Below are 19,023 nucleotides of genomic sequence, written 5' to 3'. Positions count from 1 at the left end.
TTGAAAGGGGTAATATTTTGGGTCGATTTACTAAAAATATCGTCCTTTATTTACTTATCATTGCCGCTTTCGTTATCGCCATTGACGCTTTCTCTGGTCAAAGTGCGAATAAATCTGAACTCAGTTATACAGGATTTATTCAACAAGTACAACAGAAAAAGGTTGAGTCCGTAACGATTACCAATGATCATGGTATTAAAGGTAAACTAAAAAATGGAACAGAATTCAATTCTTATGCGCCAACTGATGAAACATTAATCAAAACTTTACAAGATAATGGTGTAGAAATTACTGCAGCTCCACCTGAGCAACCTGCTTGGTGGATGAGCTTGTTAGGTTCTGCTATTCCGATTATCATCTTGGTAGTATTATTCTTCTTCATCATGCAACAAACGCAAGGTGGCGGTGGCCGAGTGATGAACTTTGGTAAAAGCCGTGCTAAATTGATGGGTGAAGGCAATGTAAAGGTTAGCTTCAAAGATGTAGCTGGCGCTGAAGAAGCAAAACAAGAATTAGAAGAAGTAGTAGAGTTCTTAAAGGATCCAGGCAAATTTACAACTATCGGTGCTAAAATTCCGAAAGGTGTATTATTGGCAGGACCTCCAGGTACAGGCAAAACATTACTTGCTAAAGCTGTTGCTGGTGAAGCAGGGGTACCATTCTTTACGATTTCTGGTTCTGACTTTGTAGAGATGTTCGTTGGTGTTGGTGCTTCTCGTGTGCGTGATCTTTTCACACAAGCGAAAAAGAACGCCCCATGTATCATCTTTATAGACGAAATTGATGCGGTTGGTCGCCAACGTGGTGCCGGCCTTGGTGGTGGTCACGATGAACGTGAACAAACATTAAACCAATTGCTCGTTGAAATGGATGGCTTTGGTGCCAACGAAGGTATTATTACTATCGCTGCAACAAACCGCCCAGATATTCTAGATCCTGCACTTTTACGTCCAGGTCGTTTTGACCGTCAAGTTATTGTAGGTCGTCCAGACCTACGCGGCCGTGAAGCAATTTTGAAAGTTCATGCTCGTAATAAGCCTTTGGCTGATGATGTAGACTTGAAAATAATTGCGAAGAAAACTCCAGGCTTTACTGGTGCAGACTTGAGCAATTTGTTAAATGAAGCAGCTCTTTTGGCGGCTCGTCTTAACAAAAAAGTAATTACTATGGCTGAAGTTGAAGAAGCCAGTGAAAAGGTTAGTATGGGACCTGAACGCCGCAGTCATATTGTGAGCGATAAGGATCGTAAATTGACAGCATACCATGAATCTGGTCATGCTATCGTGGCACATCTATTGCCTCATGCAGATCCTGTTCATAAAGTAACGATTATTCCTCGTGGTGCAGCTGGTGGCTACACTATGATGCTTCCTACTGAGGAACAAAACTACAAAACAAAATCTCAATTATTAGCAGATATTCGAGTTGCTCTTGGTGGTCGAATTGCAGAAGCCTTGATTTTAGATGAAATCAGTACAGGCGCTTCTGGGGACCTTCAAAGTGTAACTAATACTGCTCGCGCTATGGTAACGCGTTGGGGGATGAGCGATGAGCTTGGTCCTATCGTGTTTGGTGAACAACAAGAACAAATCTTCTTAGGAAAAAACCTAGGCCATGAGCGCAACTATAGTGAAGAAATCGCTGCGAAAATCGACTCTGAAATTCATCGTATCGTAGAAGAAGCTTATAAAGATGTAACAAAACTTCTTAGCGATAATGAAAAATTCTTACATGACATGGCAAATGCTTTGTTAGAAGAGGAAACAATCGATGCGAAAGCGGTAGATAATCTTTACAAATATGGTACAACAAAAGAACCTGAAGCTGAGGAGCCTAAAGTAGCTTCTGAAGTAGAAGGTAGCGTAGTACCAGAGAGTGTTGATGCTAAAGAAATAACTAGTACTGTAGCAGATCCTAGTGAAGCATCATCTAATGAAATTAAATAATGGATTTTGTCCAAATGAAAAAGAGCTAGCCTTTTTAGAAGGCTAGCTCTTTTTTACTGTCCATCGTTTATATGACGTGTGGCAAGAAGTTCTGTCATGCGTTGTTCTTTTAGTTTTTGCAAATATTTTTGTGCCAAAACATTTGGTATAGCTACACCGATTGCTATAGCTATAGTTGTAAATGTGCCAGTTACACCATTTTGTATCATAAGGATTAGACTAGCATCATTTAATGCATTGATGTGTAACATGTCGAAGAGAAATCGGTAGTACAGTATACCGGGCATTAATGCGATGGCAGACGGCACGATAATGATAGTGCTAGATGTTTTTAACCAAGTAGAAACTTTTACAAAAATAATACTCATAATGGCAGCACCAATAAAGGTAGCACCTGGTGTAGAAAATCCTAATTCTACGGATAGTATATTGCGAATACATACACATAGTACGCCACCAATACCAATGGATACTAATAGTCTGACAGGAGCATTAAAAAGTACCGCAAAAGCAGCTGCAGCTGTAAAAGAACCGATAACTTGCTCAATGGAAATAACATGAGGTTTAATATCAACAAAATTAAATGCTGGTGCAGGGCTAAAGTAGAGTGCCATAGCCATACCTAAAGTCATGCTACCCACGATGAGTAGTGTTCTTATAGCGCGTGTCATGCCCGATAAAATATGATTATTAATGATATCGATGACACAATTGATCAATGGTACCCCAGGAATCATGAACAAGGTACAGCAAACGAGTACATATAGTAAGGATTCATTATTTACATGACTATAAAAAGCGTAAGCCGATATCATGGCACCAAATCCGCCTAATGCGATTCCTACATATTCATTAAGCCCTAATCTGCCTGATAGGGTGCGCGTAAAATAACCAATACTAGAACATATGATAGTAACGATGAATGCGATGATATCGCCACTGTAAAGGTATGCAAGACCTGCCGAACCTAGTGCACAAGCTAGTCCTTTTATCCAGTTTGGATACGTCGGTATAGTTGTATCCAGTTTGGCAATTAGTCGTTCATAGGTCGTTAGTGAGTAATGTCGCTCAAAGGCGCGCCATGTGAGCTTTGATACGGCATTGATCATAGCCATATTCGGAATATGAACCGGTGTTTTTCTGAAGACCGTTATGGATCGTTCTTTGTGTAATAGATTGACCATAATAGTGGTATATGAAATATGGATATTTAAGTAATCATGAGGAATTCCCATAAATGTTGCGGCTTTTAGCATTTCCTCAATGATTCGATTTGTATTTGCCCCACATTCCATTAGTAACTTCCCTATATTGAGTAGTACATCCAGTTTTCGATGAATATGGATAAAAGGGTTCTCTAAAACTTGATTTTTCTCTTCTAATGTAAACTGTTTCATATATCTCTCCGAAGGATAATAGATAGCATTATTGTTATCTATTTTTTTATGTATACCTTTATACTATATACATTATAACATTAATTATTTTAAATAATCCTTGCATTTTACAAGGTACACTTGTACAATCGAATTGTAAACCTAGGTTGACAAAGAAAGGGGCTCTAAACTATGCGTGATGAAGTGCTAGAATTCTTGAGACAAAACCAAGGTAGTTTCGTATCGGGACAAGATATGTCCGAAGCCTGCCATGTTTCGCGCACAGCTATTTGGAAACATATCAAGGCGTTACGTCAAAAAGGCTACAAAATTGAATCTTATACCAAGAGAGGGTATCGATTATTGGAAGAACCTGATTTGTTGAGCCCCTTGGCAATGAAACAAATCTTAAAAACAGATGTATTTGGTAAACGATATGTTTATATGGATACCACGGAGTCTACGAACTTAGAAGCTCGTCGTTTAGCTCAACAAGGTGCAGAAGAAGGTACGGTTGTGGTTACTGAGGAACAGGCTGCTGGTCGTGGGCGTTTATCTCGCGGTTGGTATTCTCCATTTGGCAAAGGCTTGTGGTTTAGCTTGATTTTACGCCCTGATTTTCCACCTGTAGAGGCTCCAAAGTGTACTTTGATGGCTGCAGTGGCTTTAACAAAGGCCTTTCATAAGATGGGACTCACTGATGTGGGGATAAAGTGGCCTAATGATATTCTTGTGAATGGTCGTAAGCTAGTAGGTATTTTGACTGAAATGTCTGGTTCTATGGAAGAAATTTCTCATATTGTAATGGGCATTGGGGTCAACGTAAAAACAAAACAAGAAGAATTACCAGAAGAGTTAAAATTAATTGCTACATCCCTTGCGATGGAAGATATTGATATTGAGCGCACAGAAGCATTTAGACTTATATTAGAAGAACTAGAACATCAATATTATGAAGTGCTCGATAGTGGCTTTGACGAAACCCTTAATGAATGGCGTCAATTATCTGTTACTCTCGGTGAAGAAATTGAAGTGCGTGCTCCTGGCAATACCTATGAAGGGGTAGCTACAGATATTGATGAAGATGGTAATTTATTAGTAAGAATCCCAGATGGGACAATTAAACGTATTGTGGCAGGGGACGTATCAATTCGTCCGCGTAAATAGGAGGCATTAATGTTATTAGTAATTGATGTGGGAAACACCAATATTGTTCTCGGTGTATACGACAAGACAGAACTTGTGGGTCACTGGCGTATTTCCACAGATCGGGTTCGTACCACCGATGAATATGGCATGCTGATGATGAACTTATTCTTTCACGACCGTAAGGTTGATGTAAAAGATATTAATGCTATCATTATCTCCTCGGTTGTACCACCATTAATGCCTACATTAGAGCGCGTGTGTTTGCGCTACTTTAATGTAAATCCTCTTATTGTAGGTCCAGGTACTAAAACTGGCATCGCTATTAAGTATGATAATCCTCGTGAAGTAGGGGCTGACCGTATTGTAAATGCTGTAGCAGCACATGAGCTTTATAAGGGCGATTTAATTATCATCGATTTTGGTACGGCTACAACTTATTGTGCGGTACAAGGTAATGGCGATTATATGGGCGGGGTTATTACTCCAGGGGTAACAATTTCTGCAGAGGCTTTATTCCAACGGGCGGCCAAATTACCTCGTATCGATGTGAGAGACCCGGGGCAAGTCATTTGTCGAAATACGGTGTCCTCTATGCAATCTGGTATGTTCTACGGTTATGTAGGTCAAGTAGAAGGCCTCGTGTCTCGTATGAAAGCGGAAATGGGAAATCATGTAACTGTAGTTGCTACAGGTGGTTTGGCACAGCTTATTAGCAGTGCTACAGACTGCATTGACCATGTAGAACCTATGCTTACATTAGAAGGCTTACGCCTTATTTACGAAAGAAATAAATAATGCTACTATAATATAGTTACGTATATGTAACGAAGTAGTGTACATTTGGGTACAGCTTATGCTGTACCTTTTTTATTAAGGGAAATAGAATTATATGAATAATAAACAGTGGCAAATTGGGGCTGTCAAAATTGATGGTCAAGCCATATTAGCGCCTATGGCAGGGGTTAGCGATATTGCGTATCGACTACTGGCTAAAAAACATGGTGCAGCCTTGGTATGTACCGAAATGGTCAGTGCTATGGGTATTAAATATAAGAATGAACGTACTCATGAATTATTGCGCATTGAAGAGGCAGAACGTCCTGTATCCATGCAAATTTTTGGCTCTAATCCAGAAGCAATCGCTTTGGGGGCTAAGGTTGTGGCCGATGCGGGCGCCGATATTGTAGATATAAACATGGGCTGTCCTGTAAAAAAGGTAGTTACCTCTGGCGATGGTTCGGCACTTATGAAAAATCCTGATCTAGCGGCTCGTGTTGCAGAAGCCGCTGTTGAGGCTGTTGATGTACCGGTTACTGTAAAAATGCGTATTGGTTGGGATAGTGACTCTATCAATGTCGTGGATTTTGCAAAGCGCATTGAGTCTACAGGTGTGGCTGCTATTGCTGTACATGGTCGTACAAAGGAGCAAATGTATAGTGGACATGCGGACTGGTCTTATATTAAGGCTGTGAAAGAAGCGGTATCTGTACCTGTACTTGGCAATGGTGATATTGTGGAGCCTGAAGATGCTAAGCAAATGCTTGATGAAACAGGCTGTGACGCTGTAATGATAGGTCGTGGGGCACAAGGGAACCCTTGGATCTTTGATCGCATTCACCACTATCTAGCTACTGGTGAAGTGTTACCTGCACCGACCGATATAGAGCGTCTAGATATGTTATTAAAGCATTTTGACTTGTTATGCCAATACAAGGGTGAAAGTATGGCCGTTAAGGAGATACGCACTCATGCGGGCTGGTATATGAAGGGACTTCCGGAATCTGCATATTGGCGCAATCGAGTGAATACAATTCATACTGTAACGAGCTTTCACAATGAGCTAGAATCATATCGCAAAATACTGTCCGAAGGGTAGTCAGATTGACAAATAAATAGTATTTTTATATAATGATTGAGATAATTTAGAAACAAGAGATAAGGTGTCATCTTATTATGACACTTTTTCTTATTATTTATATGTAGAAAGAGTGGGGTACCCATGGCAGACGTAAAAGAAACATTACTCACCGCCGAAGGTTTAAAGAAGTTAGAAGAAGAATTAGCGTACTATAAATCTGTACGCCGTATTGAAGTATCAGAACGTATTAAAACTGCTATTGAATATGGCGATATCAGTGAAAACTCTGAATATGATGATGCAAAAAATGAACAAGCTTTTATTGAAGGTCATATTGTAGAGTTAGAGAATAAGATTAACACTGCGAAGATCATCGATGAATCTGTAAAAGGTGACGTTGTATCTGTAGGTAGTAAAGTTACTGTACTTGACACTATGTACAACGATGAATTGGAATATGTTATCGTTGGTTCCTCTGAAGCGGATCCATTTAACAATCGTATCTCTAATGAATCTCCTGTAGGTAAAGCTATTTTGGGTAAACGTAAGGGCGATGAAGTAGAGGTTTCCACACCAGATGGTCCTGTAACATTCAAAGTGTTAGCAATCCAATAATTTACAATTACCGACAAAGAGGCGATAACATGAGTGAAGAAATTAAAAATATACAAGAAGAGCTGAATGAGCAAATGCAAATTCGCCGCGATAAATTAGCCGAATATGAAGCTGATGGTATTTACCCATTTGGACAACGTTTTGTCGTAAAAGATTACGCAAAAGATATTAAAGAAGACTTCTTCTTGAAATATGATGGCCAGCCTGTAGTTATTGCAGGTCGTTTGATGACAATCCGTTCCCATGGTAAAACGGCATTTGCGAATATTCGTGATAAATCTGGTGATATTCAAGTATACTTCCGTAAAGATGTATTGGGCGAAGAAGCTTATAAATACGTTAAAATGCTTGATATCGGTGATATCATCGGCGTAGAAGGTCACGTATTTAAAACGCATACCGGTGAAGTTACCATTAAAGTTAACAAATTAACATTGTTATCTAAGTCTTTACGTCCACTACCAGAAAAATGGCATGGATTAAAGGATACAGAACTTCGTTACCGTCAACGTTATGTTGATTTGATTGTAAATCCTGAAGTGCGTGATACATTTGTAAAACGCTCTCAAATCGTTGCTAAGATTCGCGAATACATGATGCGTGATGGCTTCATGGAAGTGGAAACACCGATGATGCATGCTATCCCTGGTGGGGCTGCTGCACGTCCATTTATCACTCACCATAATGCGCTTGATATCGATATTTACATGCGTATTGCACCAGAATTGTATCTCAAACGTTTAATCGTTGGTGGTATGGACCGCGTGTTCGAAATGAACCGTTGCTTCCGTAACGAAGGTATCGATAATCGTCATAATCCAGAATTTACTACTATCGAATCGTACCAAGCTTATGGCGATGTAGAGGATGCGATTCGCTTAACAGAAAATCTTGTGTCCTACTGTGCTCAAGAAGTACTTGGTACACAAGAAATTACATACCAAGGTACAGAAATTAATTTGACTCCTCCTTGGAATCGTATCACAATGGCTGAAGGTGTAAAAAAATACACTGGTGAAGATTTTGATGCAGTCACAACTATAGAAGAAGCTCGTGCTATTGCTGATCGCTTAAATGTAGAATACACAGAAAATGATGGTATTGGTAAAATCTTAAATCTTTGCTTCGAAGATTATGTAGAAGAAAACTTGATTCAGCCAACTATCGTATATGGTCATCCTAAAGAGATTTCTCCACTTGCTAAAGCAAGTCGTGAAAATCCATTGGCTACAGAACGTTTTGAAGCTTTCATCTATGGTCGTGAATTGGCAAATGGCTTCTCCGAGTTAAATGATCCAATCGACCAAAAACAACGTTTCTTGGATCAATTGAAAGAACGCGAAGCGGGTGACGATGAAGCTCATCGAATGGATGAGGATTTCGTTACTGCTCTTGAGTACGGCTTGCCTCCAACAGCTGGTCTTGGTGTTGGTATCGACCGTCTTGTTATGTTCTTAACAGACTCTGCATCTATTCGAGATGTATTATTGTTCCCGTTGATGAAACCAGAAGCTCCTAAGCATTTTGAAGCTGAAGAAGCAGAATAATAATCGACACTATTAAGGCTCCCTATTCTTTGAGTAGGGAGCTTTTTATATATTTATGAAATAGTTAGTATCATATAAAAATCATTTTAAACCTGTTACTACGATACTGCCTTTAAATATGTATTGAAACATGAATGCTATATGTAATTTTATACGATGGATTAATGGAGTGGTTAATATGTTGAGCTCCTGTAGCAGTCTATAAGTATATAACAAAATTAACGATATAAAGTCTATAGAAAATAATTTCTAGGATAAAAAATAGTTTATGATTATTCATCAATTGTTATTGACAGTGTATAAAAATAATTTTATACTAAGTGTGAGATGTGGTATTTACATAATATATATGATATAAATTCATGCATATAAAGTTTTTCTTATTTATCTTTGCTTTATCGAATCTGAATGTGATGATATAGATTAACTGTATAGAACTACTACATACCTTGTATAACCTTGACGGGATGGGTCAAGTCTCTCTAGCGTGAACCGAGATTTACGGCTACAAGAGCTTATTTATGATGCTCTTGTAGCCGTTTTTTATTTAACTAAATTTATATTTCTAAAAGTTTAGGAGGTAAGTGCGATGAGTTCAATGGATTATGAAAGAGGTAATCAAGCCAATGGTTGTCTTGATCGGTTTTTCAAGTTAACCAAACATGGAACATCAGTAAAGACTGAGATTTTTGCGGGTATTACAATGTTTATTGCATCAGTATACATTCTGGCAGTAATACCCAATCTATTATCTGTATCAGGAATGCCTCATGGTAGTGCTGTAGCGGCTGTAATTTTAACAACTGCCTTTGCGACAATGCTAATAGGTTTTGTTGCTAATGTTCCAGTTATCGTAGCACCTGGACTTGGCCTAAGTGCATTTTTCTCGTATACCATTTGTGGTGCTATGGGCCTTAGTTGGCAAACTGCATTAGGTGCCGTTTTTATTTCCGGTACAGTTTTTGTTATTTTAACAGTTACTAAAGTTCTTAATAAAATAGTAGATGGTATTCCACAAGTGCTGAAAACCTCTATTGGCGTAGGTATTGGTTTATTCGTTGCCTTCATTGGCTTTAAAAATGCTCATATAATTATTTCTGATAATGCTACATTTGTAACCCTTGGGAACATGAAAGATCCTGCAGTACTATTAACATTGTTAGGCTTGTTTATTACAAGTATTTTATTAGCTAAGCAGGTTAAGGGTGGATTGTTAATTGGTATGGCCTTCACTACGATTTTGGCTATGGTGTTAGGTTTGACTAAGGTTCCTATATCTAGTTCGGATATCTTTAACTTGGTACCACCATTTCCAGTAGACACATTTGGTCAACTTGATGTAATGAGTGCTATTGGGTATGGCTTTTTCTCCATTATCTTCTCCATTACTATTGTGGATATGTTCGATAATATCGGTACATTGATTGGTGTAACGAGAAAAGCAAACTTAGTAAATGAAGAAGGGAAATTTGAAGGTTTGAATCGTGCCTTGCTATGTACGTCTATTGGTGCCGCAGCAGGTGCCGTTGTAGGTACCTCTACAGTTACTTCTTATATTGAAAGTGCGGCAGCCGTTGCTGATGGTGGTCGCACAGGTCTTACGGCAGTAGTAACTGGCCTTTTATACTTGGTATCTTTATTCTTTGCACCATTGTTCTTATTGGTACCGGTACAAGCGACTGCACCTGTACTGATTACTATTGGCGTATTTATGATGAGTGAGGTAACGCATATTGATTTTACTAATTTCACGGAAGCATTGCCTGCGTTCTTAACAATTCTTCTTATGCCATTAACATTTAGTATTGCTCAAGGTTTATCCTTTGGTTTTATTTCTTATACATTAATTAAATTGGCCACAGGTCGTCATCATGAAATTCATCCTATTATGTACATCATGACTGTGGCGTTCATCATTCACTTTGCTATTTAAATAGCATATACTATGAATCATATAGCATAGTCTATTAAACGAAAATCTAGCGTAGTATATGGGCGCAGTACTTTAGGGCTCTAATCACGCGAGGAGGTTATATGAATTCAACGATTATTTTAAAAGGAAATATATTATATACACCGAATCCATCAGCACTTGTATCTATTCAACAGGGTTATGTTATTGCTGTAGATGGGGTGGTTGTTCATTGTGGTGAAAGTATTCCTACAGTTTATACAGAGTATGATGTTGTTGATTACGGTGATAATCTCATTATTCCTGGTTTTGTGGATACTCATGCGCATGCACCACAATATTGTAATCGTGGACTTGGTATGGATAAGGAACTGTTACCATGGCTTGAAACTTATACATTTCCTGAAGAGGCAAAATTTATTGATCCTGACTATGCTCGTCTAGTATATGGTGCCTTTGTTCACGATTTATGGCGCAATGGTACGACGAGAAGTATTTTGTTTGGCACAATCCATAAAGACAGTACATTGGTGTTGATGGAGCTTTTACAAAAAGCAGGATTGTCAGCTTATGTGGGCAAGGTAAACATGGACCGTAATAGTCCGGAATTTTTGATTGAAGAAACGAATCAATCATTAGCTGATACTAAAGTATGGTTAGATGCATCAGCTCAATTTGGACCTTTAGTTAAACCTATTATTACACCGCGCTTTGTACCATCTTGTACGAGTGAACTCATGACAGGACTTGCTAAATTAACGAAAGAATACGATGTTCCTGTTCAATCTCATTTGTCGGAAAATCACGGCGAAATTGATTGGGTCGCATCATTACATCCTGAGTCGTCAAACTATACAGATGTGTACTATGAACATCATTTGATGGGTACCGTGCCAACTGTAATGGCCCATTGCATTCATTTGAGTGACGTAGAAATGGATCGCATGGCTGAAACGCAGACCATGGTATCTCATTGTCCATATTCGAATGTAAATCTTTCTAGCGGAATTGCACCGATTCGTAAGCTGATTGAGCGGAATATACCAATTGGTTTAGGCTCCGATATTTCTGGTGGACATATTGTATCGATGGCAAAGGTCCTTACTGAAGCTATTGGTCTATCGAAAATGAAATGGGCTGAAGTAGACCCAAACTATGCACCTCTTACCTTGAGTGAAGCCTTCTATATGGCTACCAAGGGTGGTGGACAATTTTTTGGCCACGTTGGAAGCTTTGAAAAAGGCTATGAATTAGATGCCCTTATTATCGATGATACGTCCCTATTCGACCTAAATGAACGTTCTTTGGAAGAGCGTTTAGAGCGCTGGCTATATGTAGGGGATGATCGTCATATTATTGAACGCTATGTAGCTGGTCGCGTAGTTCCGAGTCCAAAAGGGTAAAGTTTATATCTTACAGAAAAAAATACTGATATATTTAAAGCAGCTAGTTTGTATACCCTTCAAACTAGCTGCTTTTCGGTGCTTCTTTTAGAACCTGACCGAGGTGTTAGATAAACTTTGGATTATGATTTATAGTAGGTTTTATAGCTTTTCTGTTTATATTACTGAACAGGGCGATTTTGCTCATCAATTCACTTGGTGTATAATAAAAAAATGTACAAATTAAGAAAGTGGGGGGCTTAATGGATATATTAGGAGCAAGACGCTCTATTGAACAAAAGCTATTAATGCAATCTGTTGCTTTGATGGCGCTAGTTGCGGTGAGCGGCACTGTGATGGGGATTGTAACGGGATCTAGTGCAGTGTTGTTAGATGGGGTATTCTCCTTCGTTGATGTTGTTATTAAGATTATGATGCTTATGACAGCTAAGTTAGTTGCTAGAGAAACGAGTAAGCGATTCCAATTCGGTTTTTGGCAATTTGAACCTCTGGTGCTCGCCGTGGAGGGCTTTTTTATTCTTCTCATAGTAATTTATGCCTTATCTAGTGGGATTACAGATCTTTTGTCTGGTGGACGTCACGTAGACTTCGGGCCAGCTATTTTCTATGCTATATTCTTTACTGTTGCGGATACTGCTTACTATCTTTATGTACGTCGTATTAATAAAAGTTTGCAGTCTAACTTGATTAAATTTGATAATGTAAGCTGGTATGTCGATGCTTTGTTAGAAGCGGCTATCTTGATTAGTTTCGTTGTAGCTACTATGCTAGAAAGTACTGAATATGCTAGATGGGCTACTTATATTGACCCTATTGTATTAATTATTTTAGCGGTACAGATGATACCCTCTGCATTTCGTATCATTGTGCCATCCATGAAACAAATATTAGGATGGGCACCAACTTCATTGCATAATGAAGTGCAAGAAATTATGGATCGATTTATGGAAAAGTATAATTTTAAAGATTATGTGACGAGCGTGCAAGTATATGGCAATACTCGAATCATTGAAATTGATATTTTAGTTCCTAAAAGTTTTCCATATCAAACCATTGCTGAAATTGATGCTATTCGCAATGAAATTGACCAAGAAATCGGCGGTAACCCAACGGAAAAATGGGTGACCATTTCTTTTACAGGCACGCGTAAATGGATGGCAAAAGATTATTTGCTAGATGAAGAAGAGGATGAATAATATAAAATATTGGTGAGAAGTCTAGTATATAGCACATAATTTAATGATAAATACACCAATATATGGTATACTTAAACGTATTGAATATATTGTGCGTAACATAGTTGGAAAATGAGGTTTATAGTATGTTAGATTTAAAATTTGTCCGTGAAAATATTGATTTAGTGCAACAAAATTTAGATAATCGTCATACAAAAGGCGATCTGAAAACCTTTGTATCCGCTTATGATGAACGTCGTCAATTGATCGGTCGAGTAGAAGAATTAAAAGCGCTTCGCAATTCTGTAACAGAAGAAATTAGCAAATTAAAACGCAACAAAGAAAATGCTGATGAAAAAATCGCAGAAATGAAAAAAGTAGGCGATGAGATTGCTGAGTTTGATAACCGTATTCGCGAAGTAGAAACAAAATTGCGCGATGCGGCATTGATGTTGCCAAATATGTGTGATGCATCTGTTCCTGTAGGTGCCGATGAAGATGAAAATGTGGAGCAACGCAAATGGGGTGAACCACGTCAATTTGATTTTGATGTACAGGCTCATTGGGATTTAGGTGAAAACCTCGATATCCTTGATTTCAACCGTGCAGGCAAAATGAGCGGTGCTCGCTTTACTGTGTATAAGGGGTTAGGGGCTCGTTTGGAACGGGCTCTTATCAACTTCATGGTGGATCTTCATGTAGATAAACATGGCTATACTGAAATGATGACTCCATATATGGTAACGCGTGAAACTTTAACGGGCACTGGGCAATTGCCTAAATTTGCTGAAGATATGTACCATGTAGAGGGAACGGAATATTTCTTGATTCCAACTGCTGAGGTTACATTGACTAATTATCACGGTGGCGAAATTTTGAGCGAAGAGGAATTGCCTAAATACTATACTGCATTCACCGCATGTTTCCGTGCTGAAGCGGGTTCCGCGGGGCGTGATACTCGTGGCCTTATTCGACAACATCAATTTAACAAAGTTGAAATGGTTAAATTAGCTAAACCAGAAGATTCTTTCAAAGAATTAGAAACATTAACAGATAATGCAGAAGAAGTATTGCGCTTATTAGAATTACCGTTCCGTGTTATCACTCTGTGCACAGGTGATATGGGCTTTGGTTCTGCTAAAACCTATGATGTAGAGGTGTGGATGCCTGCACAAGGCAAGTATAGAGAAATTTCCTCTTGCTCTAATATGACTGATTTCCAAGCTCGTCGTGCTAATATTAAATTCCGTCGTGGACCTAAGGGTAAACCGGAATTTGTTCATACATTAAATGGATCTGGCCTTGCAGTAGGGCGTACAGTAGCTGCTATCTTGGAAAACTATCAACAAGCCGATGGGTCCGTTGTAATTCCAAAAGTTCTCGTGCCATACATGGGTGGCGTTGAAGTGATTTCACCGGCTAAATAAGAGGGGGCATTTTATGAGATTCTTTATTGATACAGCAGAATTTGATGAGATTAAAGAGGCCTATGATTTTGGTTTTATTGATGGCGTAACTACAAACCCATCGCTTATCGTGAAAGCTAAACGCGATTTGAAACAAGTTATTTCTGAAATTGCAAACCTTGTTGATGGACCTGTTAGCGCAGAGGTTATTTCCTCTGATGCTGAAGGCATGGTGGCGGAAGCACATGACCTTGTGAAATTAGGCTCTAATGTGGTTATTAAAGTTCCTATGACTCCAGAAGGTCTTAAAGCCGTTGCTATTTTGAGCAAAGAAGGCATTAAAACGAATGTGACTTTGATTTTTTCTGCAAACCAAGCCTTATTAGCTGCTCGTGCAGGTGCAAGTTATGTGAGTCCATTTGTGGGTCGTATTGATGATATCAGCATGGATGGTCTTACATTGATTCAAGATATTGCAGATATTTTCGCTATTCATGAAATTGAAACTGAAATTATTGCTGCAAGTGTGAGAACTCCGCTGCATATTATTCAATGTGCTAAAGCAGGTGCTCATATTGCAACTGTTCCATTTAAAGTACTCATGCAAGCTATGAAACATCCGTTGACTGATGCAGGACTTGCAAAATTTATGGAAGATTGGAAACAAGCTAATCAATAAGTTAGAGACTCTAGGTAAGAGTCATATCAATACATAGAGGACTTATAAGGAGGCCCATTATGGATCGTACATTATCTTTGGAATTTGCTCGTGTCGTTGAAGCCGCAGCTTTGCGTAGCGGTCGTTTGCTTGGCCGTGGGCAAAAGGATGCAGCCGATGGTCTTGCTGTAGATGCTATGCGTCAAGCGTTTGATTCTGTTCGCATTTCTGGTACTGTGGTTATCGGAGAAGGCGAAATTGATGAAGCTCCTATGCTTTATATCGGAGAACACGTAGGTGCTGGCGGACCAGAAGTAGATATCGCCGTTGATCCTATTGAAGGGACAAACTTGATTGCTAAAGGTCAAAATGGTGCTATTGCAGTTATGGCGATTGCAGAAAAAGGTGGCTTGTTACATGCACCGGATATGTACATGGAGAAACTTTGTGTTGGTCCTCGAGGTGCAGGTGCTATCGATATTACGAAATCTTTGACCGAAAATATCAAAAATGTAGCGGCTAAAATGGAACGTAATGTAGATGAAATCACGTTGGTTATGCTTGATCGTGAGCGTCATCAAGGCTTAATGAAAGAGGCTCGTGAAGTAGGGGCTCGTATTATGCTCATTTCTGATGGTGATGTTAATCCAGCTATGGAATGTTGTATCGAAGGTTCTGGGGTGCACATGGTTGTAGGTACTGGTGGTGCACCTGAAGGTGTATTAGCGGCTGCAGCCTTAAAATGTGTAGGCGGCGATATGCAAGCTCGCTTAAAACCAGAAACGGAAGAAGAAATTCGTCGTTGCCATGAAATGGGCATTGCCGATGTAAACCAAGTGCTCACATTAAATGATTTAGTTCGTACTGATGATGTTATCTTTGCGGCTACTGCTATTACACGTGGTAACTTATTAAATCCAATTCAATATTTCCCAGGTGGTGCGCGTACTCATACTATTGTGATGCGGTCTAAAACTGGTACGGTTCGTTTCCTTGATACAGTGCATATGGATCATAAACTTAAAACATTAAAAGCTAAATAAGAATAAAGCCCTGAAATATACTCAAAAATTGGGCACAAATTTTTGAGATATATTCAGGGCTTTTTTTCTTTGTATTTTCTCTCATTCTCTTGATGAGATATATCGAAAAATAGTATAATAACATTTAGTATATGACGTTATAAATACAAGGTCTTGTAGCTTATACAAGATGAACGATATAAAGTGTAGGAGGAATTCTGTTGGAAAAGTTAATCATTCAAGGTGGCAATCGATTGGAAGGACGTGTACGTGTTAGTAGTGCTAAAAATGCAGTACTCCCTATTATTGCCGGTACTTTGCTAGCATCAACGCCTAGTAAATTGCTTGAAATTCCAAATTTAGAAGATGTAGGCACGATTTGCCAAGTTATCGAGTCTTTGGGGGTTAAAATCACTCGTAATAATGCAGATGGTGAAATTGTTTTCGATGCTTCTACATTGACTGCTACGGAAGCTCCTTATGAACTTGTGCGTAAAATGCGTGCATCCTTCCTTGTCATGGGTCCACTTTTGGCTCGTAAAGGGGAGGCTAAAATCTCAATGCCTGGTGGATGTGCTATCGGTGCACGTCCCATTGATCTTCATTTAAAAGCATTTGAAGCATTAGGTGCAAAAATTGAAATTACTGAAGATTATGTATATGCCCATGCTCCGGAAGGACTTAAAGGGACTCAAATTTATTTGGATTTCCCAAGTGTGGGGGCTACAGAGAATGTAATTATGGCTGCTTCTATGGCGGAAGGTAAAACCGTTATCGAAAATGCTGCAGAAGAGCCTGAAATTGTTGATTTAGCTACATTCTTAAATGCTATGGGGGCTAATATTCGCGGAGCTGGTACAAATGTGATTCGTATTGAAGGTGTACCTCAATTACACGGTGCTATTCATACAGTTATTCCTGACCGCATTGAAGCTGGTACATATTTAATTGCAGCTGCTATGGCAGGTGGTGATGTATTCGTAGAAAATGCATTGCCAGAACATCTAAAACCAGTAGTGGCTAAATTAAAGGAAGCTGGTGTAACAGTAGAGGAAGAAATCGACGGCATTCGCGTTATCAGTAGTGGTAAAGGCATTAAAGCTGTCGATATTAAAACCTTGCCATACCCTGGATTCCCAACAGATATGCAAGCTCAATTTATGGCTCTTACTACGATTGCGGAAGGGACTAGTACAGTAACAGAAACTGTATTTGAAAATCGTTTTATGCATGTTGCTGAACTTCGTAAAATGGGGGCGCATATTGACATCGACAATCGTCAAGCTATTGTCGAAGGTATGCCAAGCTTACACGGGGCTATAGTGAATGCTACTGACCTGCGTGCTGGAGCGGCGCTGGTATGCGCTGCATTGACTGCGGAAGGTAGAACAGAAGTCGGTCGTTTACATCATATTGACCGAGGTTATGATGATTTTGTAGGTAAATTGCAAAGGTTAGGTGCTGATATTGTTCGGGTTGACGAATAAGAGTACACAGCCAAAACAAAATAAAAAGAAAAGAAGCCGGCGCTCTAAAGGGCCGGCTTTATACAACGAGCAACAGAACTTAGGTGCTGCAAAGGTTGAGAATTCGAAAGCGAGTACTACACGCAAACCATTGAGAAGGACAAAACGTAAGTCTACTAAGCTTTCAAATGGCGTGGCAAAGCAAGCTAATCATTTAGCCTCCAATATGCGCGAGACCATGATTAAAGTTACAAAAATGCGCCGTGCTGAACGACGTAGTCGTGAGACTGTAGCGATTGCTAAAACAACGCCAGCCATGACATTAAAACGTTTAGTTCGACCTGAGCAAGTCGGAGATTTTATGAGTCGTTTAAATCGATCTTTAAACTTCGATTTGGGAATTGATTTAGGGACTGCAAATATCCTCATTTTTGCAAAGGGTAAAGGCTTGGTATTAGATGAACCTGCGTATATTGCACGGGATGATAAAACCGGTGATATTCTTGCTTTAGGTGAGGCCGCACGTTCTATGGTAGGCCGTACTCCAAAAGGGATTTCCGTCATCCGTCCAGTTCAAGCGGGCGTTATTGCAGATTATGATATGACAGAATTCATGTTGAAGTACTTTATTCGCTCCGTTGTACCTGCTTCTAGATTGATGAAGACGCGTATTATCGTATGTGTGCCATCAGGCATTACACCTGTAGAGAAACGCGCCATTTTAGAGGCCTTACTCAGAACCGGTGCAAAAAAGACAGTCCTTATTGAAGAGCCATTGGCTGCTGCTATGGGGACTGGTCTCAATGATGCTAAGCACGTAGGGGCGATGGTTGTCGATGTTGGCGGTGGCACTACGGATATTGCCGTTCTTTGTGATACGGGTGTGGTTGTAAGTGAATCACTTCGCATCGGTGGAGATTCTTTTAACGAATCTATTATCCGTTATATCCGCCGTAAGAAGCGCCTCGTTATTGGTCCCCTAACGGCAGAGAAAATTAAAATTTCTGTAGGGACTGTGGATCGTCGTGCAAAGGAGCGTACAATTGAGGTACGAGGACGAGATGCAAGTTCTGGATTACCAAAGATGGTTGCGGTGAATTCTTTAGAGATTCAACGTGCTCTAGAAGCACAAGTGATGAATGTTTTGGAAGGCGTTAAGTCCATTTTAGAAAAAACTCCACCGGAACTTGTGGCCGCTATCAATGATCATGGTATCATTCTTACTGGTGGTGGCGCGCTCATCGATGGATTAGACCGTGTTATTACACGTTCTATTGGAATCGCGGCATACCTTGTAGAATCTCCAAGATATGCAGTAATTAAAGGTGTTGCAAAGGCTTTAGATGAAATGTCACAGCTTCGTGATACATTAGATGAGTTACAATAATATAGTTACAATAATATATCATGATGATGTAAGTTTAAATTGACGAGGTTATGGTCTACAGTTATTCTATTTTATGTATGGAGTATCTTTAGACTGTAACCTC

15 protein-coding genes and 1 riboswitch are annotated in these 19,023 nt (G+C 39.4%); of the genes, 14 read left to right on the top strand and 1 reads right to left on the bottom strand.

The window, feature by feature from the left end; genetic code table 11:
• Positions 1 to 17: 17 nt before the first annotated feature.
• Positions 18 to 1,946, top strand: a complete 1,929-nt coding sequence (ftsH, locus tag HMPREF0874_RS09640; protein WP_004695418.1) for an ATP-dependent zinc metalloprotease FtsH — start codon at positions 18 to 20, stop codon at positions 1,944 to 1,946.
• Between the two features lie 53 nt (positions 1,947 to 1,999).
• Here the strand turns inward: ftsH and HMPREF0874_RS09635 are convergent, their stop codons facing one another.
• Positions 2,000 to 3,343 (bottom strand): threonine/serine exporter ThrE family protein, encoded by a 1,344-nt coding sequence (locus tag HMPREF0874_RS09635; RefSeq protein WP_004695419.1) that lies wholly within the window; start codon positions 3,341 to 3,343, stop codon positions 2,000 to 2,002.
• A gap of 171 nt (positions 3,344 to 3,514) precedes the next feature.
• On the opposite strand from HMPREF0874_RS09635, the gene HMPREF0874_RS09630 reads away from it, so the two are divergent.
• The 13 genes from HMPREF0874_RS09630 to HMPREF0874_RS09570 all read left to right on the top strand — a co-directional run bounded on the left by HMPREF0874_RS09630 (position 3,515) and on the right by HMPREF0874_RS09570 (position 18,920).
• Positions 3,515 to 4,489, top strand: a complete 975-nt coding sequence (locus tag HMPREF0874_RS09630; RefSeq protein ID WP_008603475.1) for a biotin--[acetyl-CoA-carboxylase] ligase — start codon at positions 3,515 to 3,517, stop codon at positions 4,487 to 4,489.
• A 9-nt stretch (positions 4,490 to 4,498) separates the two neighbouring features.
• Positions 4,499 to 5,266, top strand: coding sequence for a type III pantothenate kinase (locus HMPREF0874_RS09625; RefSeq protein ID WP_004695423.1), 768 nt, complete (start codon positions 4,499 to 4,501; stop codon positions 5,264 to 5,266).
• 94 nt (positions 5,267 to 5,360) lie between these two features.
• Positions 5,361 to 6,347, top strand: a complete 987-nt coding sequence (gene dusB / locus HMPREF0874_RS09620) for a tRNA dihydrouridine synthase DusB (RefSeq protein WP_008603473.1) — start codon at positions 5,361 to 5,363, stop codon at positions 6,345 to 6,347.
• A 123-nt stretch (positions 6,348 to 6,470) separates the two neighbouring features.
• Positions 6,471 to 6,944, top strand: a complete 474-nt coding sequence (gene greA / locus HMPREF0874_RS09615; protein ID WP_004695428.1) for a transcription elongation factor GreA — start codon at positions 6,471 to 6,473, stop codon at positions 6,942 to 6,944.
• Positions 6,945 to 6,973: 29 nt separating this feature from the next.
• The gene (gene lysS, locus HMPREF0874_RS09610) at positions 6,974 to 8,491 is read left to right on the top strand and encodes a lysine--tRNA ligase (protein ID WP_004698435.1); all 1,518 of its coding nucleotides are present in this window, start codon (positions 6,974 to 6,976) and stop codon (positions 8,489 to 8,491) included.
• A gap of 429 nt (positions 8,492 to 8,920) precedes the next feature.
• Positions 8,921 to 9,019: riboswitch (purine riboswitch) on the top strand.
• 61 nt (positions 9,020 to 9,080) lie between these two features.
• The gene (locus HMPREF0874_RS09605) at positions 9,081 to 10,424 is read left to right on the top strand and encodes an NCS2 family permease (RefSeq protein WP_004698450.1); all 1,344 of its coding nucleotides are present in this window, start codon (positions 9,081 to 9,083) and stop codon (positions 10,422 to 10,424) included.
• A 101-nt stretch (positions 10,425 to 10,525) separates the two neighbouring features.
• A complete protein-coding gene (gene guaD / locus HMPREF0874_RS09600; protein ID WP_004698462.1) occupies positions 10,526 to 11,806 on the top strand; it encodes a guanine deaminase in 1,281 nt (426 codons plus the stop codon).
• Positions 11,807 to 12,048: 242 nt separating this feature from the next.
• A complete protein-coding gene (locus tag HMPREF0874_RS09595; RefSeq protein ID WP_004695437.1) occupies positions 12,049 to 13,002 on the top strand; it encodes a cation diffusion facilitator family transporter in 954 nt (317 codons plus the stop codon).
• A 125-nt stretch (positions 13,003 to 13,127) separates the two neighbouring features.
• Positions 13,128 to 14,408 (top strand): serine--tRNA ligase, encoded by a 1,281-nt coding sequence (serS, locus tag HMPREF0874_RS09590; RefSeq protein WP_004698502.1) that lies wholly within the window; start codon positions 13,128 to 13,130, stop codon positions 14,406 to 14,408.
• A gap of 13 nt (positions 14,409 to 14,421) precedes the next feature.
• Positions 14,422 to 15,066, top strand: coding sequence for a fructose-6-phosphate aldolase (gene fsa, locus HMPREF0874_RS09585; RefSeq protein ID WP_004698439.1), 645 nt, complete (start codon positions 14,422 to 14,424; stop codon positions 15,064 to 15,066).
• Between the two features lie 59 nt (positions 15,067 to 15,125).
• Positions 15,126 to 16,088 carry a class II fructose-bisphosphatase gene (gene glpX, locus HMPREF0874_RS09580; protein WP_004695442.1) on the top strand — a complete coding sequence of 321 codons (963 nt, stop codon included), beginning with the start codon at positions 15,126 to 15,128 and terminating at the stop codon, positions 16,086 to 16,088.
• 200 nt (positions 16,089 to 16,288) lie between these two features.
• Positions 16,289 to 17,554 (top strand): UDP-N-acetylglucosamine 1-carboxyvinyltransferase, encoded by a 1,266-nt coding sequence (gene murA, locus HMPREF0874_RS09575; RefSeq protein ID WP_004695444.1) that lies wholly within the window; start codon positions 16,289 to 16,291, stop codon positions 17,552 to 17,554.
• Entirely contained in the window at positions 17,535 to 18,920 is a 1,386-nt protein-coding gene (locus HMPREF0874_RS09570; RefSeq protein WP_038125913.1) for a rod shape-determining protein, read from the top strand. Before murA ends, HMPREF0874_RS09570 begins: the two co-directional genes overlap by 20 nt.
• The last annotated feature ends 103 nt before the right edge of the window (positions 18,921 to 19,023 follow it).

The organism is Veillonella sp. 6_1_27, assembly GCF_000163735.1.
GTDB classification, from domain to species: domain Bacteria; phylum Bacillota; class Negativicutes; order Veillonellales; family Veillonellaceae; genus Veillonella; species Veillonella parvula_A.
This window is presented reverse-complemented; position numbering and strand designations above follow the sequence as displayed.

Bases quoted from the DNA above. Each gene is read 5' to 3' on its own strand.
- lysS (WP_004698435.1), top strand. From the start codon at position 6,974: ATGAGTGAAGAAATTAAAAATATACAAGAAGAGCTGAATGAGCAAATG.
- HMPREF0874_RS09630 (WP_008603475.1), top strand. From the start codon at position 3,515: ATGCGTGATGAAGTGCTAGAATTCTTGAGACAAAACCAAGGTAGTTTC.
- HMPREF0874_RS09605 (WP_004698450.1), top strand. From the start codon at position 9,081: ATGAGTTCAATGGATTATGAAAGAGGTAATCAAGCCAATGGTTGTCTT.
- dusB (WP_008603473.1), top strand. From the start codon at position 5,361: ATGAATAATAAACAGTGGCAAATTGGGGCTGTCAAAATTGATGGTCAA.
- guaD (WP_004698462.1), top strand. From the start codon at position 10,526: ATGAATTCAACGATTATTTTAAAAGGAAATATATTATATACACCGAAT.
- HMPREF0874_RS09625 (WP_004695423.1), top strand. From the start codon at position 4,499: ATGTTATTAGTAATTGATGTGGGAAACACCAATATTGTTCTCGGTGTA.
- fsa (WP_004698439.1), top strand. From the start codon at position 14,422: ATGAGATTCTTTATTGATACAGCAGAATTTGATGAGATTAAAGAGGCC.
- serS (WP_004698502.1), top strand. From the start codon at position 13,128: ATGTTAGATTTAAAATTTGTCCGTGAAAATATTGATTTAGTGCAACAA.
- HMPREF0874_RS09635 (WP_004695419.1), bottom strand. From the start codon at position 3,343: ATGAAACAGTTTACATTAGAAGAGAAAAATCAAGTTTTAGAGAACCCT.
- HMPREF0874_RS09595 (WP_004695437.1), top strand. From the start codon at position 12,049: ATGGATATATTAGGAGCAAGACGCTCTATTGAACAAAAGCTATTAATG.
- greA (WP_004695428.1), top strand. From the start codon at position 6,471: ATGGCAGACGTAAAAGAAACATTACTCACCGCCGAAGGTTTAAAGAAG.
- glpX (WP_004695442.1), top strand. From the start codon at position 15,126: ATGGATCGTACATTATCTTTGGAATTTGCTCGTGTCGTTGAAGCCGCA.